General features: G+C 34.9%; 12 protein-coding genes. 5 read left to right on the top strand and 7 right to left on the bottom strand.

What is annotated here, in order from left to right:
• Nucleotides 1-103 precede the first annotated feature (103 nt).
• The 3 genes from QUH73_RS07875 to creD are packed head-to-tail and all read left to right on the top strand — an operon-like array spanning nucleotide 104 to nucleotide 2,408.
• Nucleotides 104-721, top strand: coding sequence for a hypothetical protein (locus tag QUH73_RS07875; RefSeq protein WP_289529889.1), 618 nt, complete (start codon nucleotides 104-106; stop codon nucleotides 719-721).
• A complete protein-coding gene (locus tag QUH73_RS07880) occupies nucleotides 718-1,008 on the top strand; it encodes a winged helix-turn-helix domain-containing protein (RefSeq protein ID WP_289529890.1) in 291 nt (96 codons plus the stop codon). Before QUH73_RS07875 ends, QUH73_RS07880 begins: the two co-directional genes overlap by 4 nt.
• Nucleotides 1,009-1,064: 56 nt before the next feature.
• On the top strand, nucleotides 1,065-2,408 hold the full coding sequence (creD, locus tag QUH73_RS07885) for a cell envelope integrity protein CreD (protein ID WP_289529891.1): 1,344 nt from the start codon (nucleotides 1,065-1,067) through the stop codon (nucleotides 2,406-2,408).
• Between the two features lie 209 nt (nucleotides 2,409-2,617).
• On the opposite strand, the gene QUH73_RS07890 is transcribed toward creD, so the two are convergent.
• Nucleotides 2,618-4,231, bottom strand: coding sequence for a dipeptidase (locus QUH73_RS07890; RefSeq protein WP_289529892.1), 1,614 nt, complete (start codon nucleotides 4,229-4,231; stop codon nucleotides 2,618-2,620).
• A gap of 210 nt (nucleotides 4,232-4,441) precedes the next feature.
• Here QUH73_RS07890 and truA point away from each other — a divergent pair, with 210 nt between their 5' ends.
• On the top strand, nucleotides 4,442-5,248 hold the full coding sequence (truA, locus tag QUH73_RS07895) for a tRNA pseudouridine(38-40) synthase TruA (RefSeq protein WP_289529893.1): 807 nt from the start codon (nucleotides 4,442-4,444) through the stop codon (nucleotides 5,246-5,248).
• 13 nt (nucleotides 5,249-5,261) lie between these two features.
• Here truA and QUH73_RS07900 read toward each other — a convergent pair whose 3' ends face one another.
• Nucleotides 5,262-7,400, bottom strand: a complete 2,139-nt coding sequence (locus QUH73_RS07900) for a PAS domain-containing hybrid sensor histidine kinase/response regulator (RefSeq protein ID WP_289529894.1) — start codon at nucleotides 7,398-7,400, stop codon at nucleotides 5,262-5,264.
• Between the two features lie 5 nt (nucleotides 7,401-7,405).
• The gene (locus QUH73_RS07905) at nucleotides 7,406-8,542 is read right to left on the bottom strand and encodes an FIST signal transduction protein (RefSeq protein WP_289529895.1); all 1,137 of its coding nucleotides are present in this window, start codon (nucleotides 8,540-8,542) and stop codon (nucleotides 7,406-7,408) included.
• Between the two features lie 255 nt (nucleotides 8,543-8,797).
• Between QUH73_RS07905 and QUH73_RS07910 the strand changes: the two genes are divergently transcribed.
• The gene (locus QUH73_RS07910; protein WP_289529896.1) at nucleotides 8,798-11,194 is read left to right on the top strand and encodes a transglycosylase domain-containing protein; all 2,397 of its coding nucleotides are present in this window, start codon (nucleotides 8,798-8,800) and stop codon (nucleotides 11,192-11,194) included.
• Here the strand turns inward: QUH73_RS07910 and QUH73_RS07915 are convergent.
• From QUH73_RS07915 to QUH73_RS07930, 4 genes are all read right to left on the bottom strand, one after another.
• Nucleotides 11,191-12,003 (bottom strand): CHAD domain-containing protein, encoded by an 813-nt coding sequence (locus QUH73_RS07915; protein WP_289529897.1) that lies wholly within the window; start codon nucleotides 12,001-12,003, stop codon nucleotides 11,191-11,193. The two genes, QUH73_RS07910 and QUH73_RS07915, sit on opposite strands and share 4 nt — an antisense overlap.
• Nucleotides 12,004-12,095: 92 nt before the next feature.
• Nucleotides 12,096-14,348, bottom strand: coding sequence for a family 20 glycosylhydrolase (locus tag QUH73_RS07920; protein ID WP_289529898.1), 2,253 nt, complete (start codon nucleotides 14,346-14,348; stop codon nucleotides 12,096-12,098).
• A gap of 153 nt (nucleotides 14,349-14,501) precedes the next feature.
• Nucleotides 14,502-15,566, bottom strand: a complete 1,065-nt coding sequence (locus QUH73_RS07925) for a DUF5074 domain-containing protein (RefSeq protein WP_289529899.1) — start codon at nucleotides 15,564-15,566, stop codon at nucleotides 14,502-14,504.
• A gap of 98 nt (nucleotides 15,567-15,664) precedes the next feature.
• Complete coding sequence (locus QUH73_RS07930) at nucleotides 15,665-17,575, bottom strand: TonB-dependent receptor plug domain-containing protein (RefSeq protein WP_289529900.1); 1,911 nt, start codon at nucleotides 17,573-17,575, stop codon at nucleotides 15,665-15,667.
• Nucleotides 17,576-17,629 lie beyond the last annotated feature (54 nt).

The following is a 17,629-nucleotide window of genomic DNA, read 5'->3' on the forward strand; positions in this document are numbered from 1 at the left end:
CAAATACGATCAATCTCAAATCAAAAAAAACATTTATTTATCATCAAATAATGAATATTTAAAATTTTCCATTACTTTTGCTTTGAATTACAAAGTACTTTTCATGAACCAGCAAAAATACATCGAAGACTTAAAGAACATTAAAGAGATGATGAGCAAATCATCTAAATTCATCTCTTTGAGTGGCTTATCGGGAATATCGGCAGGAATAATTGCACTTATTGGTGCCTATTTTGCCTGGATAACAATTTATTCCAAAACTGGATATCAGGATTTTAACCGAACTCTTTTAAATATTGATCAGTTAATAGAATTACTGACAATTGGTATCGTAACACTCCTTCTCGCCTTAGGTTTTGGACTCTTTTTCACCAGATTAAAAACAAAAAAATTAAAACAAAAAGTGTGGAGTTCTCAAACCAAAACACTTCTAATTAATTTATTAATTCCATTGCTTAGCGGTGGTATATTTTGCCTGCTTCTTTTGATAAAAGGATACATCGGATTAATTGCCCCACTAACCTTACTATTTTACGGTTTAGCATTGGTAAATGCCAGTAAATACACAATAAGCGAAATCCGCAGTTTGGGAATGCTTGAAATTTTACTAGGTTTGACTGCAACTTATTTTATAGGATATGGTTTGATTTTCTGGTGCATCGGATTCGGTCTGCTACATATCATTTATGGAATAATCATGGAGCTAAAATACAAGTCGTGAAAGAACTACTTAAAGATTTAAATAAAGCTTTTGAAAACCGAATTCGACTGGGAATCATGTCGGCTTTGGTGGTTAACGACTACCTCGATTTTAACGCCCTTAAAAACCTATTGGGCGTTACCGATGGTAATTTGGCGAGCCATTTAAAGTCGCTTGAAAAAAGCGAGTACATTCGTGTGCAAAAAGAGTTCATGGATCGAAAACCCAACACCAAATATTCTGCTTCTGATGAAGGCAAACTGGCCTTTATCAAACACATAAAGGCTATAGAACAATTGCTTAAATAATTTTTTTTATCATTTCACTTTGAATCACAAAGTACTTTTAAATAAATATTAAAAAAATGAACGATTCACAATCACCATTCGACAAAGTTAACAGCTGGATTAAGAATTCGGTTGGACTTAAACTAGGAACCATCACCATTTTAATGCTCTTACTGCTGATTCCTGCCAGCATGATTAAATCAATCATCAGCGAGAGAGAAATGCTTAATCAGTCGGTATTAAATGAAGTAAGTCAAAAATGGGCTGGCAAGCAGCAAATTAACGGACCAATTCTCACCATCCCATTAATCTATGAATATGAAATTGAAGATGGCAAGATCATCACGAAAACAAAATATCTGTACCTGCTACCCGAGCAACTGGCAATAACTGGTAAAATAGAACCTGAGAAGTTGAAAAGAGGAATTTATGAAGTGGTTGTATACAAAAGTATTTTAGATTTCAACGGTCAATTTAAACTAAACACCAAAATTGATCAAAACGGATTGAAAGAAATCAAATACGATGAAGCCTTCCTAACCGTTGGAATATCAGATCTTCGAGGCATAAAAGATCAGATTACACTGAACTGGGGGAATCAAAAGCTGGATGTACAACCCGGGTCTAAACTAAACGATATGATTAGTTCGGGCATTAGCATTGATTTGCCTGATGTAAGCAACCAAATCAACACAAATATTGATTTCTCATTCAAGTTAAATTTACAGGGGAGCCAAAACCTTTCCTTTATACCGCTGGGAAGTACCACAAAAGTAAACCTATCTTCCACCTGGAATTCACCTAGTTTTAATGGCAATTTTCTGCCCGACAACCGAGAGGTAAGTGATGAAGGTTTTTCGGCCGATTGGAAAATCTTGCAACTAAACCGTAACTATCCGCAAACTTGGATTGATAAAAACATGCGAAACGAAATGCAGTATTCAGCCTTGGGTGTTGATTTGATTATGCCTCTGGACGATTATCAAAAGTCGATGCGTTCCTCCAAATATGCAGTTATGACTATTGCCTTAATATTCTTGGTGTTCTTCTTAGTCGAGATTTTGAATGGACGGAAAATTCACCCATTTCAGTACACTTTGGTTGGTCTGGCTCTTTGTCTTTTCTACATCTTACTGATATCCATATCGGAACATTCCAATTTTAACATTGCCTATTTAATTTCAGCAGGAGTAACTTCTCTGATGATATTAATTTATGCCAAAAGCGTATTTAAATCAGGCAAATTCACCGGAGTTTTAACAGCTACCATATTAGGAATTTATGGTTTTCTGTTCGTAACTCTTCAGTTAGCCGATTATGCTTTATTAATGGGCAGTATTGGCTTGGCATTAATACTGGGAATCACAATGTACTTTACCCGTAACATCAACTGGTACAAGTTGAATATGAAGACTGAATAAAATAGCTGCAAATGAAAATCCATCTGTCCATAATTCCTCTCCCCTCTGCTCGTAAGTACTGCTATTTCTATATTTGCAGTGTTGAAATTGGCAAATGGTATTGGGATTATGGGTTTGGATTCCAATTTTGATTTTTTTCGTTACTAAAAAAACCGGTTGAAGCAGATGTTCAACCGGTTTTTTATGCGTTTGGATAAAATCTGATTTTGTTAGAACCCCAATCCAAATCTCCCCCAATATTCATTTTCCAGCTCTTTCCAACGTAACATGGTAGCACCAGTAAAATCGCGGGTATATTTGTTCAACAATACTTTTGCCTCTTTTGTTTTACCATCCTTCAATAGCTTCTGTATTTGACTTTCAAGTTCAGCGGACTCTTTAAATCCTTTTTCCTCAAAGTAGGCAACTTCTTCCATCATTCCCTTTCGTGTGGTTTGCCATTGTAAAGTAGCCAATTTGTTGGCTTTGCGATATTGCCAAATAGCAGCATCGTCGCGGTAGCGATGCTGACCGCAAAACTGAAAACTTTCCGGCAATTCGGTTGTTCCGGAATAAATAGGAATGCGAGGGCTTTGAGCTGGATTGTCAAAAGAAAACCATGCTCTTCCACCAATTTCATCTGGCAACCAATCTCTTAATTGAATAATGTGAGAATACGAACACCACGATACAGCAACAGTTCTTTGATATTCAACGGTTCCATCTTTTAAGTAATTATACAATTTACGATTATCACCATTCGGCCATGGATGCGCATTTAAAGCCTTAATGGTATCGGCACCTATCTCCTCATTCTCTTTATTGTATTTTTTCCTTATCACATTCAAATTCTGAGTCATATCATACTTAGTCCCTTCGTAGGTTTCACGATACAACGCAATAATATCCCGTACTGAAACTTTCTGATCCGGTTTTACCGAAAAAGGTAATTCTTCCGCCTCAAAATCTAATTTTAAAGATGGAGCCAAAGCATTCATGATAAAAAACTCACGAATTTTAAAAGGCTTTTCAACTTTACCATAAACTTTCCAGAATTTAAATTCCTCTTCTCCATCCCACCTACCTAATTCTTTTGCAGCAGAAAAAACATTTTCCGAATACATAAAATAGTCTTTGTTCTTTCTATCAATCACTCCAATTCTTGAGATATTTGCCGATACGCCAATATGATTATCAGGAATTCGTTGAGCTGCCCAAACACCACCAATTTTATCAGGTCCTTCGCCAAAGATTTCCAATTGCCAAACTTCTTTTTTATCAGCAATCGTAATGCATTCACCCCAATCGCCGTAACCATATTCCTTAATTAACTTCCCAATCAATACAATAGCATCGCGAGCCGTTGTGCACCGCTGAAGTGCAATGCGTTCCAGCTCTTCAATCAGAAACATCCCTTTATCATTCACCAATTCTTTCGGACCAACAATGGTTGTTTCGCCAATGGCCAATTGCTTTTCATTCAAACAAGGATAAGCTGTATTTAAGTAGGCATAAGTTTTCTTTGCCTGAGGTATTGTTCCAACCACTTTCATTTTTCGTCTGTCCCAGGCCGTTTCTGTCTTCAAACTGCCTTTGTAAATTTCAAGGGTAGTATCCTTCTCAAATTTTTGTCCTTTTTCAACCTGTAACCAAGTTCGGTATCTGCCATCGCAGGTATGACTGGTAATTACAGATCCATCGGTGGTAGCCTTTTTACCAACCATTATACTGGTACAGCTTTCTCCGAAATAAGGATCGTTCACCTGATCGAATACCGACTGAGCATTTGATTGATGAGTACTAATTGCAAAAATCACCAAAATGGCAATCAATAATTTCTTCATTGTTTGTTGTTTTAGTTTGTGCTCAAAAAACATAAAATCGTGTTCGTATTTTTCCAAAAATGAGCTCTAAGATAACTTATTGATAATATTTATTGGCAATTCGCTACTAATTTAAAAGCAGTTTAGAGAATTCCTAATCATTTTTAAAATAGATCCTATGAATTGATACCTTTGCCAAATAGAAGATTTCATAAGCTAAAACAAGTAAGAGTGAGGTATTTTTTTCACATCGGATACAAAGGAACCGCATATAGAGGTTGGCAACGACAGAAAAATATTGTGAGTGTTCAGGAGGTACTTGAAGACAAATTATCCAAATTACTTAAGGAGAAAATCGTTTGCATTGGATGTGGCAGAACAGATGCAGGAGTACATTCCTCACAGTATTTTTTCCATATCAATACTGACAAGATATGGAACGATCACCATCTTTTTGTATTGAATAAAATCCTTCCTTCAGATATTTCGGTTTACGATGTTTTTGAAGTGGACAGCAATTATCATGCACAAACAAGTGCAAGCGAAAGAACATACAACTACTTTATCCACACCAAAAAAAATCCATTTTTAAATGAAATAAGTACACTTTACAATATAACTCCTAATGTGGTGAAAATGGCTAAAGCAGCCTCTGTAATTACAAAATACAATGATTTTAGAGCTTTGTGCAAATCCCCGGACAGCCACAACAATACGCTCTGCAATATATTCTCTGTACAACTGTTTACTGACGCTTCGGAAACAAACTTCCGTTTACAAATAACGGCCAATCGATTTTTAAGAGGGATGATTCGAATTCTTGTTCACGAATTAATCGAAGTGGGAACAGGACAAAAAAGCGTAGAAGAATTTAAAGAAATGATTAGAAGTAAAACACCTCTTCAATTTTTAAATTTAGCTTATCCCCAAGGCTTATATCTTTCAGAAATAAAATATCCGTTTTTAAATACAAATCCTGTTGACGATTTTTGTCCCCTTTTAAAAATGAATCAGTGGATAATAGTAGATAATGTGTAGCTACAATCGATAATTAGAGAATGTATTTTTCAATTTTTAGATACAAATCTTCCGGATTTATTGGCTTGGTTACGAAATCATTCATTCCTGCGTCCAATACTTTCTTGCGAACTTCGTTAAACGCAGAAGCGGTAATTGCTAAAATTGGCATTGTCTTGTATTTTTCATCGGGCAGACTCCGAATACTTTGTGTGGCTTTATAACCATCCATTATTGGCATCTGTAAATCCATTAGCACCATGTCAAAATTGCCCGCCTGCACCTTTTCGAAAGCTACTTGCCCATTCATTGCAATGTCGTAAGTAATCTCCCATTTTTTCAAAAATTGCTTCAGAATCAATATATTCATCTGATTATCTTCAGCTAACAAAATATGCAAGCCTTTCATTTTATCGTTATTTTGATAACTTTCGGTAATAAAATCCAATTTGGGTTTTGACCTATGGCTAATTGTCAAACACAAATCAAAAGAAAAGGTAGTACCAAATTCAAGATCACTCTTAACATTGATGCAGCCTCCCATAATTTCAATTAACCTTTTTGAAATTGTTAAACCAAGGCCGGTTCCACCATACAATCTTGTGGTATTTGAGTCTGCCTGAGAAAAAGACTGAAATATTTGATCTTGTTTATCCTCCGGAATTCCAATACCTGTATCTTTAATTTCAAATTTCAATTTTACCTTATCATCATATTTTTCCTGATAAGATACTACCACCTGAACATTTCCTTTATCGGTGAATTTAACTGCATTACCACACAAATTACTAAGAACTTGTGAGATACGGGTTGGATCACCTATTAAATAGGCAGGAATTTTCGGATCCACATCAACAATAAAATCCAAACCTTTCTCTTTTGATTTCATATCAAAACCTGAAGCTATATTCTGAATTAAATTTCTGAAATTAAAATCCAGGGATTCAATATCAACATGACCAGCTTCAATCTTACTAAAGTCCAGTATATCATTAATCAAAGTCATTAAATTATCTGCAGATAGTTTCAATATATTGATATTCTGAATTTGATCTTCTCTTGGATCATCCTCCGACAATAAATGAGTAACTCCAATAACTGCATTCATAGGAGTACGTATCTCATGCGACATCGTGGACAAAAACTGTGCTTTTGCATAAGTTGCCTCCTCTGCCTTCTCTTTGGCAATAATCAACTCTTGTTCCACTCGTTTTCTTTCCGATAAATCATTTAGCACAACAAATAACACATTCCCATCCATCAAAGGCACTTTGTTTAATGCAACTTCAACAGGAAATTCCATTCCATTTTCTTTGCGGTGAATCCAATCAAACTTAGCATTACCACTAATCTTACCTTCTTCAATATACTCTTTAGCTTTATCAAAAGACAATAAGCCATCAGGTTGATATTCTGGAGAAAAATCTGCTACATATTTCCCAATAAAATTCTCCTTCTTGCTTACACCAAATAAATCAAGACAAGCCTTATTACATTCAATAAACCGGGATTCTTTAATTAGAAGGTAAGCGACAGATGATTTTTCAAATATCAATTTGAATTTTTCTTCCGTTTTGTTTTTCTCTTCCTCAAGTCTTTTTCTCTCGGTAATATCTTTTAAAGTTCCAGTAAAACCATTCTTCTTTCCATCAGCACCTCTTGTAACTCTAATTGTAGCTTCGCACCACTTGTAACTACCACTAATGGTTACCATCCGAACTTCAATAAAACAAAAATTTGTTTTATGCTCAATTAAAGTTCTTAATTTCGACATACATCTCTCAATATCATCAGGATGAACGAATTCAAATGCATTGGAACCAATACTTTTTTTGATGCTAAACCCAGTGATTTTTGTCCATGCTGAATTTAAGTACAGCCATTCTCCCGGAAAATTAGTTTGAAAAATTACCTCTGAAATATTATTTACAATTGATTCCATTCTGGAAGATGCAGCCTCAACTTCCTGCGTCTTATTATCAACTACTTTTCGCAGTTCCTTATTAAGCGTAAAAAGTTCCAAAGAACAAGTATCTAAAATATTCTCCGTCTGTTTTATATCTTTATCGTAATCCTCATATGCTTCTTCCACAGCATTCAGAAAGTCATTAAATTTACTTTCATCTTCTGCAGATAAATACTTACGGACTTGCCTTTTCAATAATCGATGCATATGCTTTATTTTTCAGAAAAGGTGGTTATGGTCATGGTTTGATTGTGTAGAAAACCAGGACTATTTTTTTTAAACGGAGATATCTCACCGTAAGAGTAAAATCCGGTAAGAATAGCCTGTTTACCTATCACATCGGCAACAACTTCAACTTCTTCTTCAACCAATTGCTTAAGTACTAATTTGCGCCCAACACAACTAATCAAAACAGCGAATTCCGACTCTCCTTTCGGGATCATATCAGTACTTGCTTTAGCCGACATTTCAGCTCCTGAAATTAATCGATCTACGTTTGCTTTCATCAATTTCACATATCCTCCGTCAGGAATATTACCACCAAAAATGAGACTTTGATCCTTCTCATTTATACCATGCACGGTGCGAATCACAGCATTTTGAGAATCTCCCACCCGGCAACTTAGTGGAAATAACATTCCTGACAACGGCAAGTCTTTTGCCCGTTCCCCCAAAAATTTTTTGTATAATAAAAGAGCTGGTTGGTGATCCAATTCGTACAAAATATTATTCTTCGATTTTGTGACAAGACGTTCAATGCCAAAATTCTCCCATCCACCATTTGTTCCGTATCCGATAGAAATCGAATCTCCATAGAATCCCAAGGCACAAACACAATTTGATTTTGCCTCTCCTCCTTTATCAAACACAAAGGTTTTAGAAAATCTTGTTCCATCTCCGGCCAATCCACCTGTAATTGCGACTTGCTTCGACAATTTATTTTGAATCCCTTCAATAAGATTACATCCATTAACAGTAATCCCATCGGATAAAACCATTAAATGTTTCAAATCCTTCTGAGGAAATTTCTCACACAACTTCTCACCGCATTCAACATTGTTCTTATACTTGGTAAGATCAACAGATTCTATTCTGAGCTTTGTAGAAGAAAATTTAACTGCTGCAATAGAAATACTATTATCGAATACCTCCATACCTGAAATTTCACCAGAGCTTGAACATCCAAAAATCATTGAGTCTGGAAAAGAATTCCTGATTACTGACTTTAATTCCTTTTCGCATATCAATTCACCATCGCCAAAAATAAATAACAAATCCGGCTCAAGCTGAATTTCTTTTATTTTAGAAAACTCATCCTTCGAATTTATGATTACTTTTTCTATCTTCATCCTTATAAATTTAAAAATGAGACTTACTAATCACATCATACAAATCACACAATTACCTCAATTAATAGCAGTTAAAAGACATCTCGTCAATTCTGTGATACGATGAACAATTCAGACTATTACATTAAGATACTAAAAAAATAAGTATTATTGTTTACATTTGAGCGCGAAATTTTCAGAATGGATTTATTCAGGTTATAATCTTTTAGAAATTTATGCGTTATTGTAAGAAATACGACGTTACTTAGATTTAGAATGGCAACAGCGAAAAAACCTTCCAAAGGAAAAACTCTTTCTCAAAAGAAAAAAAGCAACAAAAAAAAGAACAATGGAAAGCGTTCATTTTCTAATTACTTAATCCGTTTTTTTGGGTTTGGGCTACTATTATTCCTGATAACTATCGGTATTTTACTAGGCAGTGTATACATCGGACTTTGGGGCAAATTGCCGGATTACTATACTCTTAAGAGCATTAAAAATGCCAATGCATCTGAAATATATTCTGAAGATGGTGTTGTTTTGGGAAGAGTTTATGCTGAAAACCGAACCAATGTAAAATTTAAAGACATTTCTCCAGATGCAATCGATGCGCTAATCGCTACTGAAGATACCCGGTTTTATGAACATCAAGGTATTGATCAAAGAAGTATGATGCGCGTATTGGTAAAATCCTTAGTTATGGGGGATAGAAGCTCAGGAGGAGGAAGTACTCTGAGTCAGCAGTTGTCAAAAAATCTATATCCCCGGGGAAATTTTGGCCCCTTAAGCATGCCGGTAAACAAAATTAAGGAGACCATAACTGCATCTCGTCTGGAAAAAATTTATTCTAAAAAGGAAATTCTTCAACTGTATTTAAATACAGTTTCATTTGGTGAGAATGTTTTTGGTATTGAAAGTGCATCCCGACAATTCTTTAGTAAGCCGGCATCAAAACTTGAAATTCAGGAATGTGCCGTACTCATTGGTATGCTTAAAGCTCCAACATCCTATAATCCGAGACTTCATCCTGAAAGATCAAAACAAAGAAGAAATATTGTTTTGAGTCAAATGGCTAAATACAACTTCATTACGGATCGAAAACTAAATGAAGTTCAAGCACTTCCATTAATTATTAATTATCAGAAGCAATCAACACAAACTGGTTTGGCATCTTATCTTCGGGAAAGAATAAGAATTGAAGCAAATACAATATTAAAAAAATACCCAAAAGAAGATGGTACCTACTATGATATTTACCGTGATGGACTAAACATCATAACCACACTAGATGCGAGAATGCAAATGCATGCTGAAAAAGCAGTTGCAGAGCATATGAAAAATTTACAATCCCAATTCGTTCAGCATTTGGGCAAAAAATCTCCTTGGGGAAATAATACAGATGTAATAGAGGATGCAAAACTACGATCTGAACGTTACAAATCCCTTAAACAAAAAGGAAAATCAAAAACAGAAATTAATAAAATATTTAATGAGAAGGTGGACATGAAAATTTTCACCTGGAATGGAGATAAAATTGTAAAAATGTCTCCTCTTGACTCCATAAAGCATTACATCCAAATATTAAACACCGGATTTTTAGCCATGGAACCTCAGAGTGGGAAAATTAAAGCCTGGGTTGGCGGAATCAATTTCGATCATTTTAAATATGATCATGTAAAAGCAAAGCGACAAGTTGGATCGATCTTTAAGCCAATAGTTTATACTGCGGCTTTGGAAGAAGGAATTTCTCCTTTCGAGTACCTTCCCAATGAACGAAAAATTTATGAAGAATACGATAATTGGTCGCCGAGAAATGCGGATAACCTTTACGAAGGAAGTTACAGCATGGAAGGAGCACTTGCTGAATCGGTAAATACTATTGCTGTAGATGTTCTTTTGGAAACCGGAATTCGTAATACCATAGTGTTGGCTGAAGAAATGGGAATTGACAGTAGTTTACCAAAGGTACCATCTCTCGCCTTGGGAACTGCGAATATTTCACTGTTTGAGATGATTCAGGTTTATGCTACTCTGGCGAACAGAGGTGTACACACAGATCCTTACTACATTTCTAAAATTGAAGATCACAAGGGTAATTTAATTGTAGATCTTTCTGCTGAAAGGGAAGAAAACAGATTTGTAATATCTCCTCAAAATGCCGATATAATTAATCATATGCTTCAGGCTGTAGTTAACGACGGCACAGGAAAATCTCTTCGTTCTGTTTATGGATTAGAGGGAGATCTGGCTGGAAAAACAGGTACGACACAAGATCAGGCAGACGGCTGGTATATTGGTTACAATTCCAATTTGGTTGCAGGGGTCTGGGTTGGTGCAGAAGATATGCGTATTCATTTTAACTCCCTAAGCCTTGGACAAGGAGCAAGCATGGCGTTACCCATTTACGGTAAGTTCATGAATAAATTAAGCACCAATAAAAACTTTAAACGATATACCAACTCACCTATCTCAAAACCTGACAGCGATATTTTGGCAGACTTGGATATGCCTCACTATTTGCCACCTGAATCAAACTTTTTCGATAATTTATTTGGTATTACAACAACAGATCCAGATAAATTAATGAAACGAAAAGCGAGACGGGAAAAGCGTAAGGATGAGAAAAAATCAATTTATCAAAAAATTAAAAACATATTTCGTCGCAAAAACTAGAAGTAATTCCTCAAGTATTTATCGGACTCATTTTTAACCTCTTGCTTCAATCTATTGTTCTGATTTTTTAAGTTTTTAAGAGTTCTCTTCACTGTAGGTTGAGTTAATTCCCTGTCTAGTTTAATCAAGAAATTATCCATCACTTTATAATTGTGCCAATTTCCTAATAGTGTTTCGGTTGAATTTACAATATCTAAAGCTTGTCTTCTTTTCTCATCATCCTGAAGCGTAAGCAACAATTGCTGAAGAGCCTTAACAACCTTGAGCAGCTTTCTGATTTCATGATGGTATTCCTCTCCTTGTGATGAATTAAATAACTTGTTTACTATTTCCAATTCATCGCGAATAATGCTGTCTACTTTTATTATAAGTTCCGCAATATTCACCTGATTTAATGAAGAACATAAACTTGTTACTCCTTTTTTAAACTTTAGGATCTCGAATTCAGAGCATTTAGCTCTAAATTTTTCAACACTTGCATCCAACCCGTCATCCAAAACAAACATTATCTCAGAGGGTATATCAACATTACTGTTTAACAACAATGATTTAGAAACTTGAAGAGCACGGAGTTTACCGGCACTATTAAAAATGCCTTTCAACTGTTTCAATAACTTCGAGCCGGCATCAGTATCTAAATCAAATTCTTCAATCAATAGCAGTAAGCTTCGTATGTATTTAATATCAACACGTAACTTATGAATGTCCTCTTCTTTAATTTGCTTGGCCTCTGACAAATTAATTAAAAAAGAATCGAACCTCTCTCTATAAAATGAACTTAAACTGGTATTTTCTTCTTTAGATTGCATTTTTCTTGTTTTTATATACAAGATACATAAAATCAGAAAATTACAAGCATGAGATAATAATGATTTTCAATATAAAATTTAGATCTCCTATTTTAATGAAATAAATTTTCTGAATTAATTGGTATTTGATCAAAATAATTGGAACACCAAGATACTTGCTGATTAGCATAAGGAGTATTTTTCACCATCACAATTCTTATAGGATATATACCTTCGTCCAGATGAATCCGGCCTCTGCGTTCCTGTCTTGCATTCAGTCCTTCATTACTTATTATCACATGATCCCCAATGGAAATTTGAGCAGGATCTACCGCATAATTAAAAAAAGTATAAGTTGCTTTTTTATCAATCTTTAAATATCCCGTAATTTCCATAGCATAGTAGTCTTCCTCAATATCCTTAGGAAACTTAATTTTATCCAAAACTCCGCACTGCACCACTTCATCATAGGTTACCTCATCAGGATTATTAAATTTCCCTTTTATAATTTTGTACTTTAATCCCTCACTTAATTCAGAAATTGTATCGGACACCAATGGTGAAATTTTAACACATTCAATAGTTCTTATTTTACTCTTTAAGCCTGATTTGTGAAAGGTCTGAGTTTTAATGGCAGTCGTATTTTCTACCACCAACGGTTTAGTATAAATTTTAGAGTTAACATCTGGATTTGAACCATCCAATGTGTATCTTATTTCAGCATCCTGCAATTTTACCTCTAAAGGCATTTCCATCTGATCAAAAAAGAAATTCTTATTAACTCCTCCATGCGGTGCCTGAATGAATGAATTTATCTCATATTTATGCAGTAATTCGTAATGATGATTCATTCTGGTTTGAAAATCATTCCAATTTCGTTGACCTTTAGGTGACCAAACAACTTCTGCCAAAGCGCAGATTCGGGGAGCAACCATATACTCTACCCGATCTGAGGTATTCATATATTCAGTCCAAACATTTGCTTGTGCTCCTAAAATATATTTTGCTTCATCTTCATTTAATTCTGAAGGTGTTGGTTCAAACTCATATACTTTTTGTAAGGAAGTAAAACCACCAATAGCCGTAGGTTCAATGTAATTCACATCCTGATAATGATCGAAATAACAATGAGATCCGGGTGTCATTATTACATCGTGCTTTTGTTTTGCAGCCTCTATACCTCCTGCAGTTCCTCTCCATGACATAACGGTTGCCTCAGGTGCTAACCCACCTTCCAATATCTCATCCCAACCAATAATTTTACGATTCTTACTTAGTAAAAACTTCTCTATTCGCTGAATAAAATAAGATTGTAATTCATGTTCATCTTTCAGTCCTTCCTCCTTAATTCTTTTCTGACACAAAGGACACGATGCCCAGTTTGACTTAGGACATTCATCGCCACCAATGTGGATGTATTTAGAGGGAAATAATTCAATAACCTCCAGCAAAACATTTTGCAAAAATTCAAAAGTAGTCTCTTTCCCTGCACAATATACATCATCAAAAACACCCCATTCATTTTCTACATTAAACGTTCCAGATTTGCAAGCCAAATAAGGATAAGCAGAGAGAGCTGCTACAGAATGTCCCGGCAATTCAATTTCCGGAATAATTGTTATGAATCGTTCCGACGCATATTTTACAATCTCTTTAATTTGATCCTGGGTATAAAAACCTCCGTACCTACTCCCATCCTTTTCAATTCGCCACGCACCAATCTCTGTAAGTTTTGGATATTTTTTAACTTCTATTCTCCAGCCCTGATCCTCGGTTAAATGCCAGTGAAAAGTATTCATTTTATACATTGCCATTAAATCGATATACTTCTTGATAAAATCAACAGAAAAGAAGTGACGGCAAACATCTAAATGCATTCCCCGATACGAATACCTTGGCTCATCCAATATCTTCACGTAAGGAATTTTCAATTCAGTATTTAAAGGCACTATCTGCAAAAGGGATTGTATTCCGTAAAAAAATCCTTTGCCCGATTTAGCCTCAATCAAAACTCCTGTAACATCAACAATCAAAGAATATTCTTCCTCTCCCCAATTGTTATCAGTAACCTTTTTAAAAATGATTTTATTAGATGCCGGTAACTTTCTCGTTATCTTTTTAGGGATTTCAATGCCTGTTAATTGATTTATCTGATCGCACAAATAGGAAAGTAAAATCTCTTTGTCTTCCACTTCTTCCGAAAAAAATATTTTCACATCTTCTTTTAACAATAAACTCCCCTTATCATTAATAATTCTTGATGGCTTTGGAATTATACTTATGGGATTACTTGTTTGAGCAGTAGAAGTAAAGGAATTCATAACTTGTGCACTTACCAGCAACAAGAACATTAAGGAAGTTCTCATAGAATCAATTGATTAATTGTTTGTATTGGGCTTTTGGAGCTATAAAAATAAGTAAATAATCGATTGTCCTCCTATTATTCATTAATAAGCATAAAAAAAAAGTGGCACTCCTAATTGAGGAGTGCCACCAATATCTTACTTGGAATAAATTTTCTAGTAACTAAACATTGTTGAATTGGGCATCGCTCCAACAGTAAATTCTTTTAATTTACTACCTGCAGGAGAGTAAACAATTACTTTCCCAGGATTTGTTCCTTCACACAACCAAAGGTTTCCATTAACAGGATTCACATCCATACCGTAGAATGTTGCATCAATAAACTTAGCTGTTGGTAAAGCTGTATCGGTAATATTCATTGCGTAAACTGCATCAGACATAAAATAAACAGTCTTTTCGTCTTTACTGATAGCGATATTTTTAATGCCACTGGTACTTAAACTTGTCAAGACAAATGAGCTCACTTCATCTGTTTCACCATCAATTTTTGAAAGACCAGCATTAGTATAGCTAACGTTTGGATAATTGCTATAATCAGGTACTCCAGAACAATAAGCCCAAATATCGCCATTCGCATCTTCAACCATATCTTTAGGACAAGACTTAACAGTAATTGTTTTTACTACCTCATCGGTGTCAACGTCAATCACAGAGACAGTATTGTCATCATTCGACCACCCTCCACTGTTCGCTACGTACAATTTATTTCCTGAAACAATCATTTTTTCTGGTCCTGCACCAACGGCAATTTCCTTTGTTTTTGTCATGGTCTTTAAATCAATCACATAAACCTGATTGTTCTCCTTTGCATAATTGGCATCAGATCCGTTACCATTCGACACATAAGCTTTACCGTCTGCAAAAGCAATTTCTCTAGGATATGATAATCCGGAAATAGTAGCGTAATGCATAAAATCTGAAGCAGTAACAACTTCAACATAACCTGCACCGCTTCCTGTAGTCACAACAATAAATGCATATTCATCATTCATAGCCATAGATTGAGGATACTGCCCCAATGCGATACCATTAACAGCCACAAAATAATTCAACGTAACCTTATCATCATCATCAATTAAACTAATTGACCCATTGGCACTTCCTTCATTCAAGACAAAATTCCCTTTTAATTGAGGAATTTCATTATCATCATCAGAACATGATACAAATAATACACTTGCAACTAACAATCCCAATGCAAGATTCAAAACCTTTTTCATATGTTTTTTATTTTAAGTTTTTGTCATATGGAACTTACCATTTAATCATCTTCCTGTATATCGAAAGCTTTAAATATGGACGTTTCATAGCTAATTAATTAAAAAATTACATTTACCCCAAAATAATACGCTCTGCCAGGCATGGGGTAAAACCTAACAATTTCATATGATTCATCTAACAGGTTTTCAACTCTACCTGTCAGTTTTATTTTTGCAAATTTGGTATTGAAACGATAGCCTACGTTAATATCTACCAGTAAATTCCCGTCTACCTGGTCTCCTTCCCAAGTATTGGTATTTGAACGTAACGTTCCCAACACTCCAGCATCCCATTTACCAAATAAATAATCGGAAGAAAATTTAACTAAATGATGCGGACGATAAGCTAATGATTTCTTATAGTTATCGCTTTCCTTATCATTATTGTAAGCGTCGTTGTAGGCATATTTTAATGAAGTTCGAAGATTATTATTTTTGACCTTCAGAAAATGAGTCGCTTCAATATCAACACCTTGAATTACTGTTTTACCAATATTGATCGGTTTCCAAAGTGTTCCTGATCCTGGTTGCCATGCAATTAAATCATCATTAAGAGCCTTATACGCATTAAAATCAAGAGTAATATCTCCATACAAGGCTTTTTGAGACAGCATCATCAATCCTAACTCATAATTCCAGCCATTCTCTGATTTTAAATCAACATTCCCTGAGTTATTCCAGTAACGTTCATTAAATGTTGGTCTTTTATAATGAGTCGATGCTTTACTACGAATATCTATAATAGTAGGAAAAAGATGAATCAGAGAACTAAACGAATACATTTCCGGTGGATTCACCTCAGAATTCCATTCTTTACCATAAGTGAAAATAAATGTTCCTATTTGAGGTGAATACTTAGTTGCTAAAGTTAAACGTGATTCATTTTCAATAATATCACCTTCATAATTATTGGTGATCCCTTTCAACCAAGAGTATTTACCATTTATGTCAATACTCCATTTATCAGAGAAATAATATCTCAAGTTGGCATCATTTAACCAACGTTTCGATTCTATCTCTGAAAATGTTTTATATCCTGTATTCGTAGCACTGCCTCTATCGGTATACTTCAAATAATCTGATAAATATGCAGATTTCGCTTCCAAACGAAATTTACCAATCAGTTTTTTCCAACCTATATAAGCTTTAAAGGATGAATCCCGTTGTTTCTGATAGCTAATAGGAGCACCAATTCCCATTAATCCACCAATATTCTTTTCTTTTACCTGATACCAGGCTCCAAAATCAATATAGTGTTCGTTAATTTTTAAGTGCAGGTCTTGAATCGTCCCGAATGCTCTGTTTTCATTGTTATTTAATCGTTCAGTGGGCGATCCAAAATCATGAAAATCGGTATAGGTAAAATCATTCTTCCCATATTGAAAAAAAGCTTGTCCGGAATAGGAAATCGACTTGTTGGAATATTTACCAAAAAGTTTTGTTTTAGAATTTGAGAAACTACCTATTTCCGAATTCAATCCTATTTCCGATTTTTTCTTCCAATCGGGCATATTTGACAATTCAATAGCACCACCCAATGTTCCAGAACCATATAAAGATCCTACAGCACCATAAATCACCTGAACTTGATCAAAAGAACCTGCATTTATTAAAGATAAATCTGCCGAACCTGTTGTTAATGAATTAACCGGTATTCCATTCCAATTCACAGATGTATGTGTTCCTGAAGCTCCACGCATTCCAACTGTAGCAAGGGCTCCAAAGGCACCATTCGAGGAAACATTCACCAAAGATGTTTTCTGAAGTAAGCTCGACAAATCCTTTCCATCGTACCTCTGAATAAGAATTGAATCAATTTGCACTGTCTTTTCGGTAGAAGAAAAATGCTGAAGCCTTGGTGCCACAATATCAATGGATTCAATCTGGATGGTATCAACACCTATGTTTTGTGACCAAGCACAAAAACTCAAAAAGCTTACAATTACTGCAAATAAAAATTTCAACTTCATCTTATAATTTGATAAAGAAGAAAACACAAGGACAGAACAAAAGAAATAGATGAT

This window comes from Labilibaculum sp. K2S (assembly GCF_030372765.1).
Lineage (GTDB): Bacteria > Bacteroidota > Bacteroidia > Bacteroidales > Marinifilaceae > Labilibaculum.

What these genes read in the sequence shown, in the direction of transcription:
- creD (WP_289529891.1), top strand. Translation starts at nt 1,065, where the DNA reads ATGAACGATTCACAATCACCATTCGACAAAGTTAACAGCTGGATTAAG.
- QUH73_RS07875 (WP_289529889.1), top strand. Translation starts at nt 104, where the DNA reads ATGAACCAGCAAAAATACATCGAAGACTTAAAGAACATTAAAGAGATG.
- QUH73_RS07900 (WP_289529894.1), bottom strand. Translation starts at nt 7,400, where the DNA reads ATGCATCGATTATTGAAAAGGCAAGTCCGTAAGTATTTATCTGCAGAA.
- QUH73_RS07910 (WP_289529896.1), top strand. Translation starts at nt 8,798, where the DNA reads ATGGCAACAGCGAAAAAACCTTCCAAAGGAAAAACTCTTTCTCAAAAG.
- QUH73_RS07905 (WP_289529895.1), bottom strand. Translation starts at nt 8,542, where the DNA reads ATGAAGATAGAAAAAGTAATCATAAATTCGAAGGATGAGTTTTCTAAA.
- QUH73_RS07920 (WP_289529898.1), bottom strand. Translation starts at nt 14,348, where the DNA reads ATGAGAACTTCCTTAATGTTCTTGTTGCTGGTAAGTGCACAAGTTATG.
- QUH73_RS07915 (WP_289529897.1), bottom strand. Translation starts at nt 12,003, where the DNA reads ATGCAATCTAAAGAAGAAAATACCAGTTTAAGTTCATTTTATAGAGAG.
- QUH73_RS07890 (WP_289529892.1), bottom strand. Translation starts at nt 4,231, where the DNA reads ATGAAGAAATTATTGATTGCCATTTTGGTGATTTTTGCAATTAGTACT.
- QUH73_RS07930 (WP_289529900.1), bottom strand. Translation starts at nt 17,575, where the DNA reads ATGAAGTTGAAATTTTTATTTGCAGTAATTGTAAGCTTTTTGAGTTTT.
- QUH73_RS07925 (WP_289529899.1), bottom strand. Translation starts at nt 15,566, where the DNA reads ATGAAAAAGGTTTTGAATCTTGCATTGGGATTGTTAGTTGCAAGTGTA.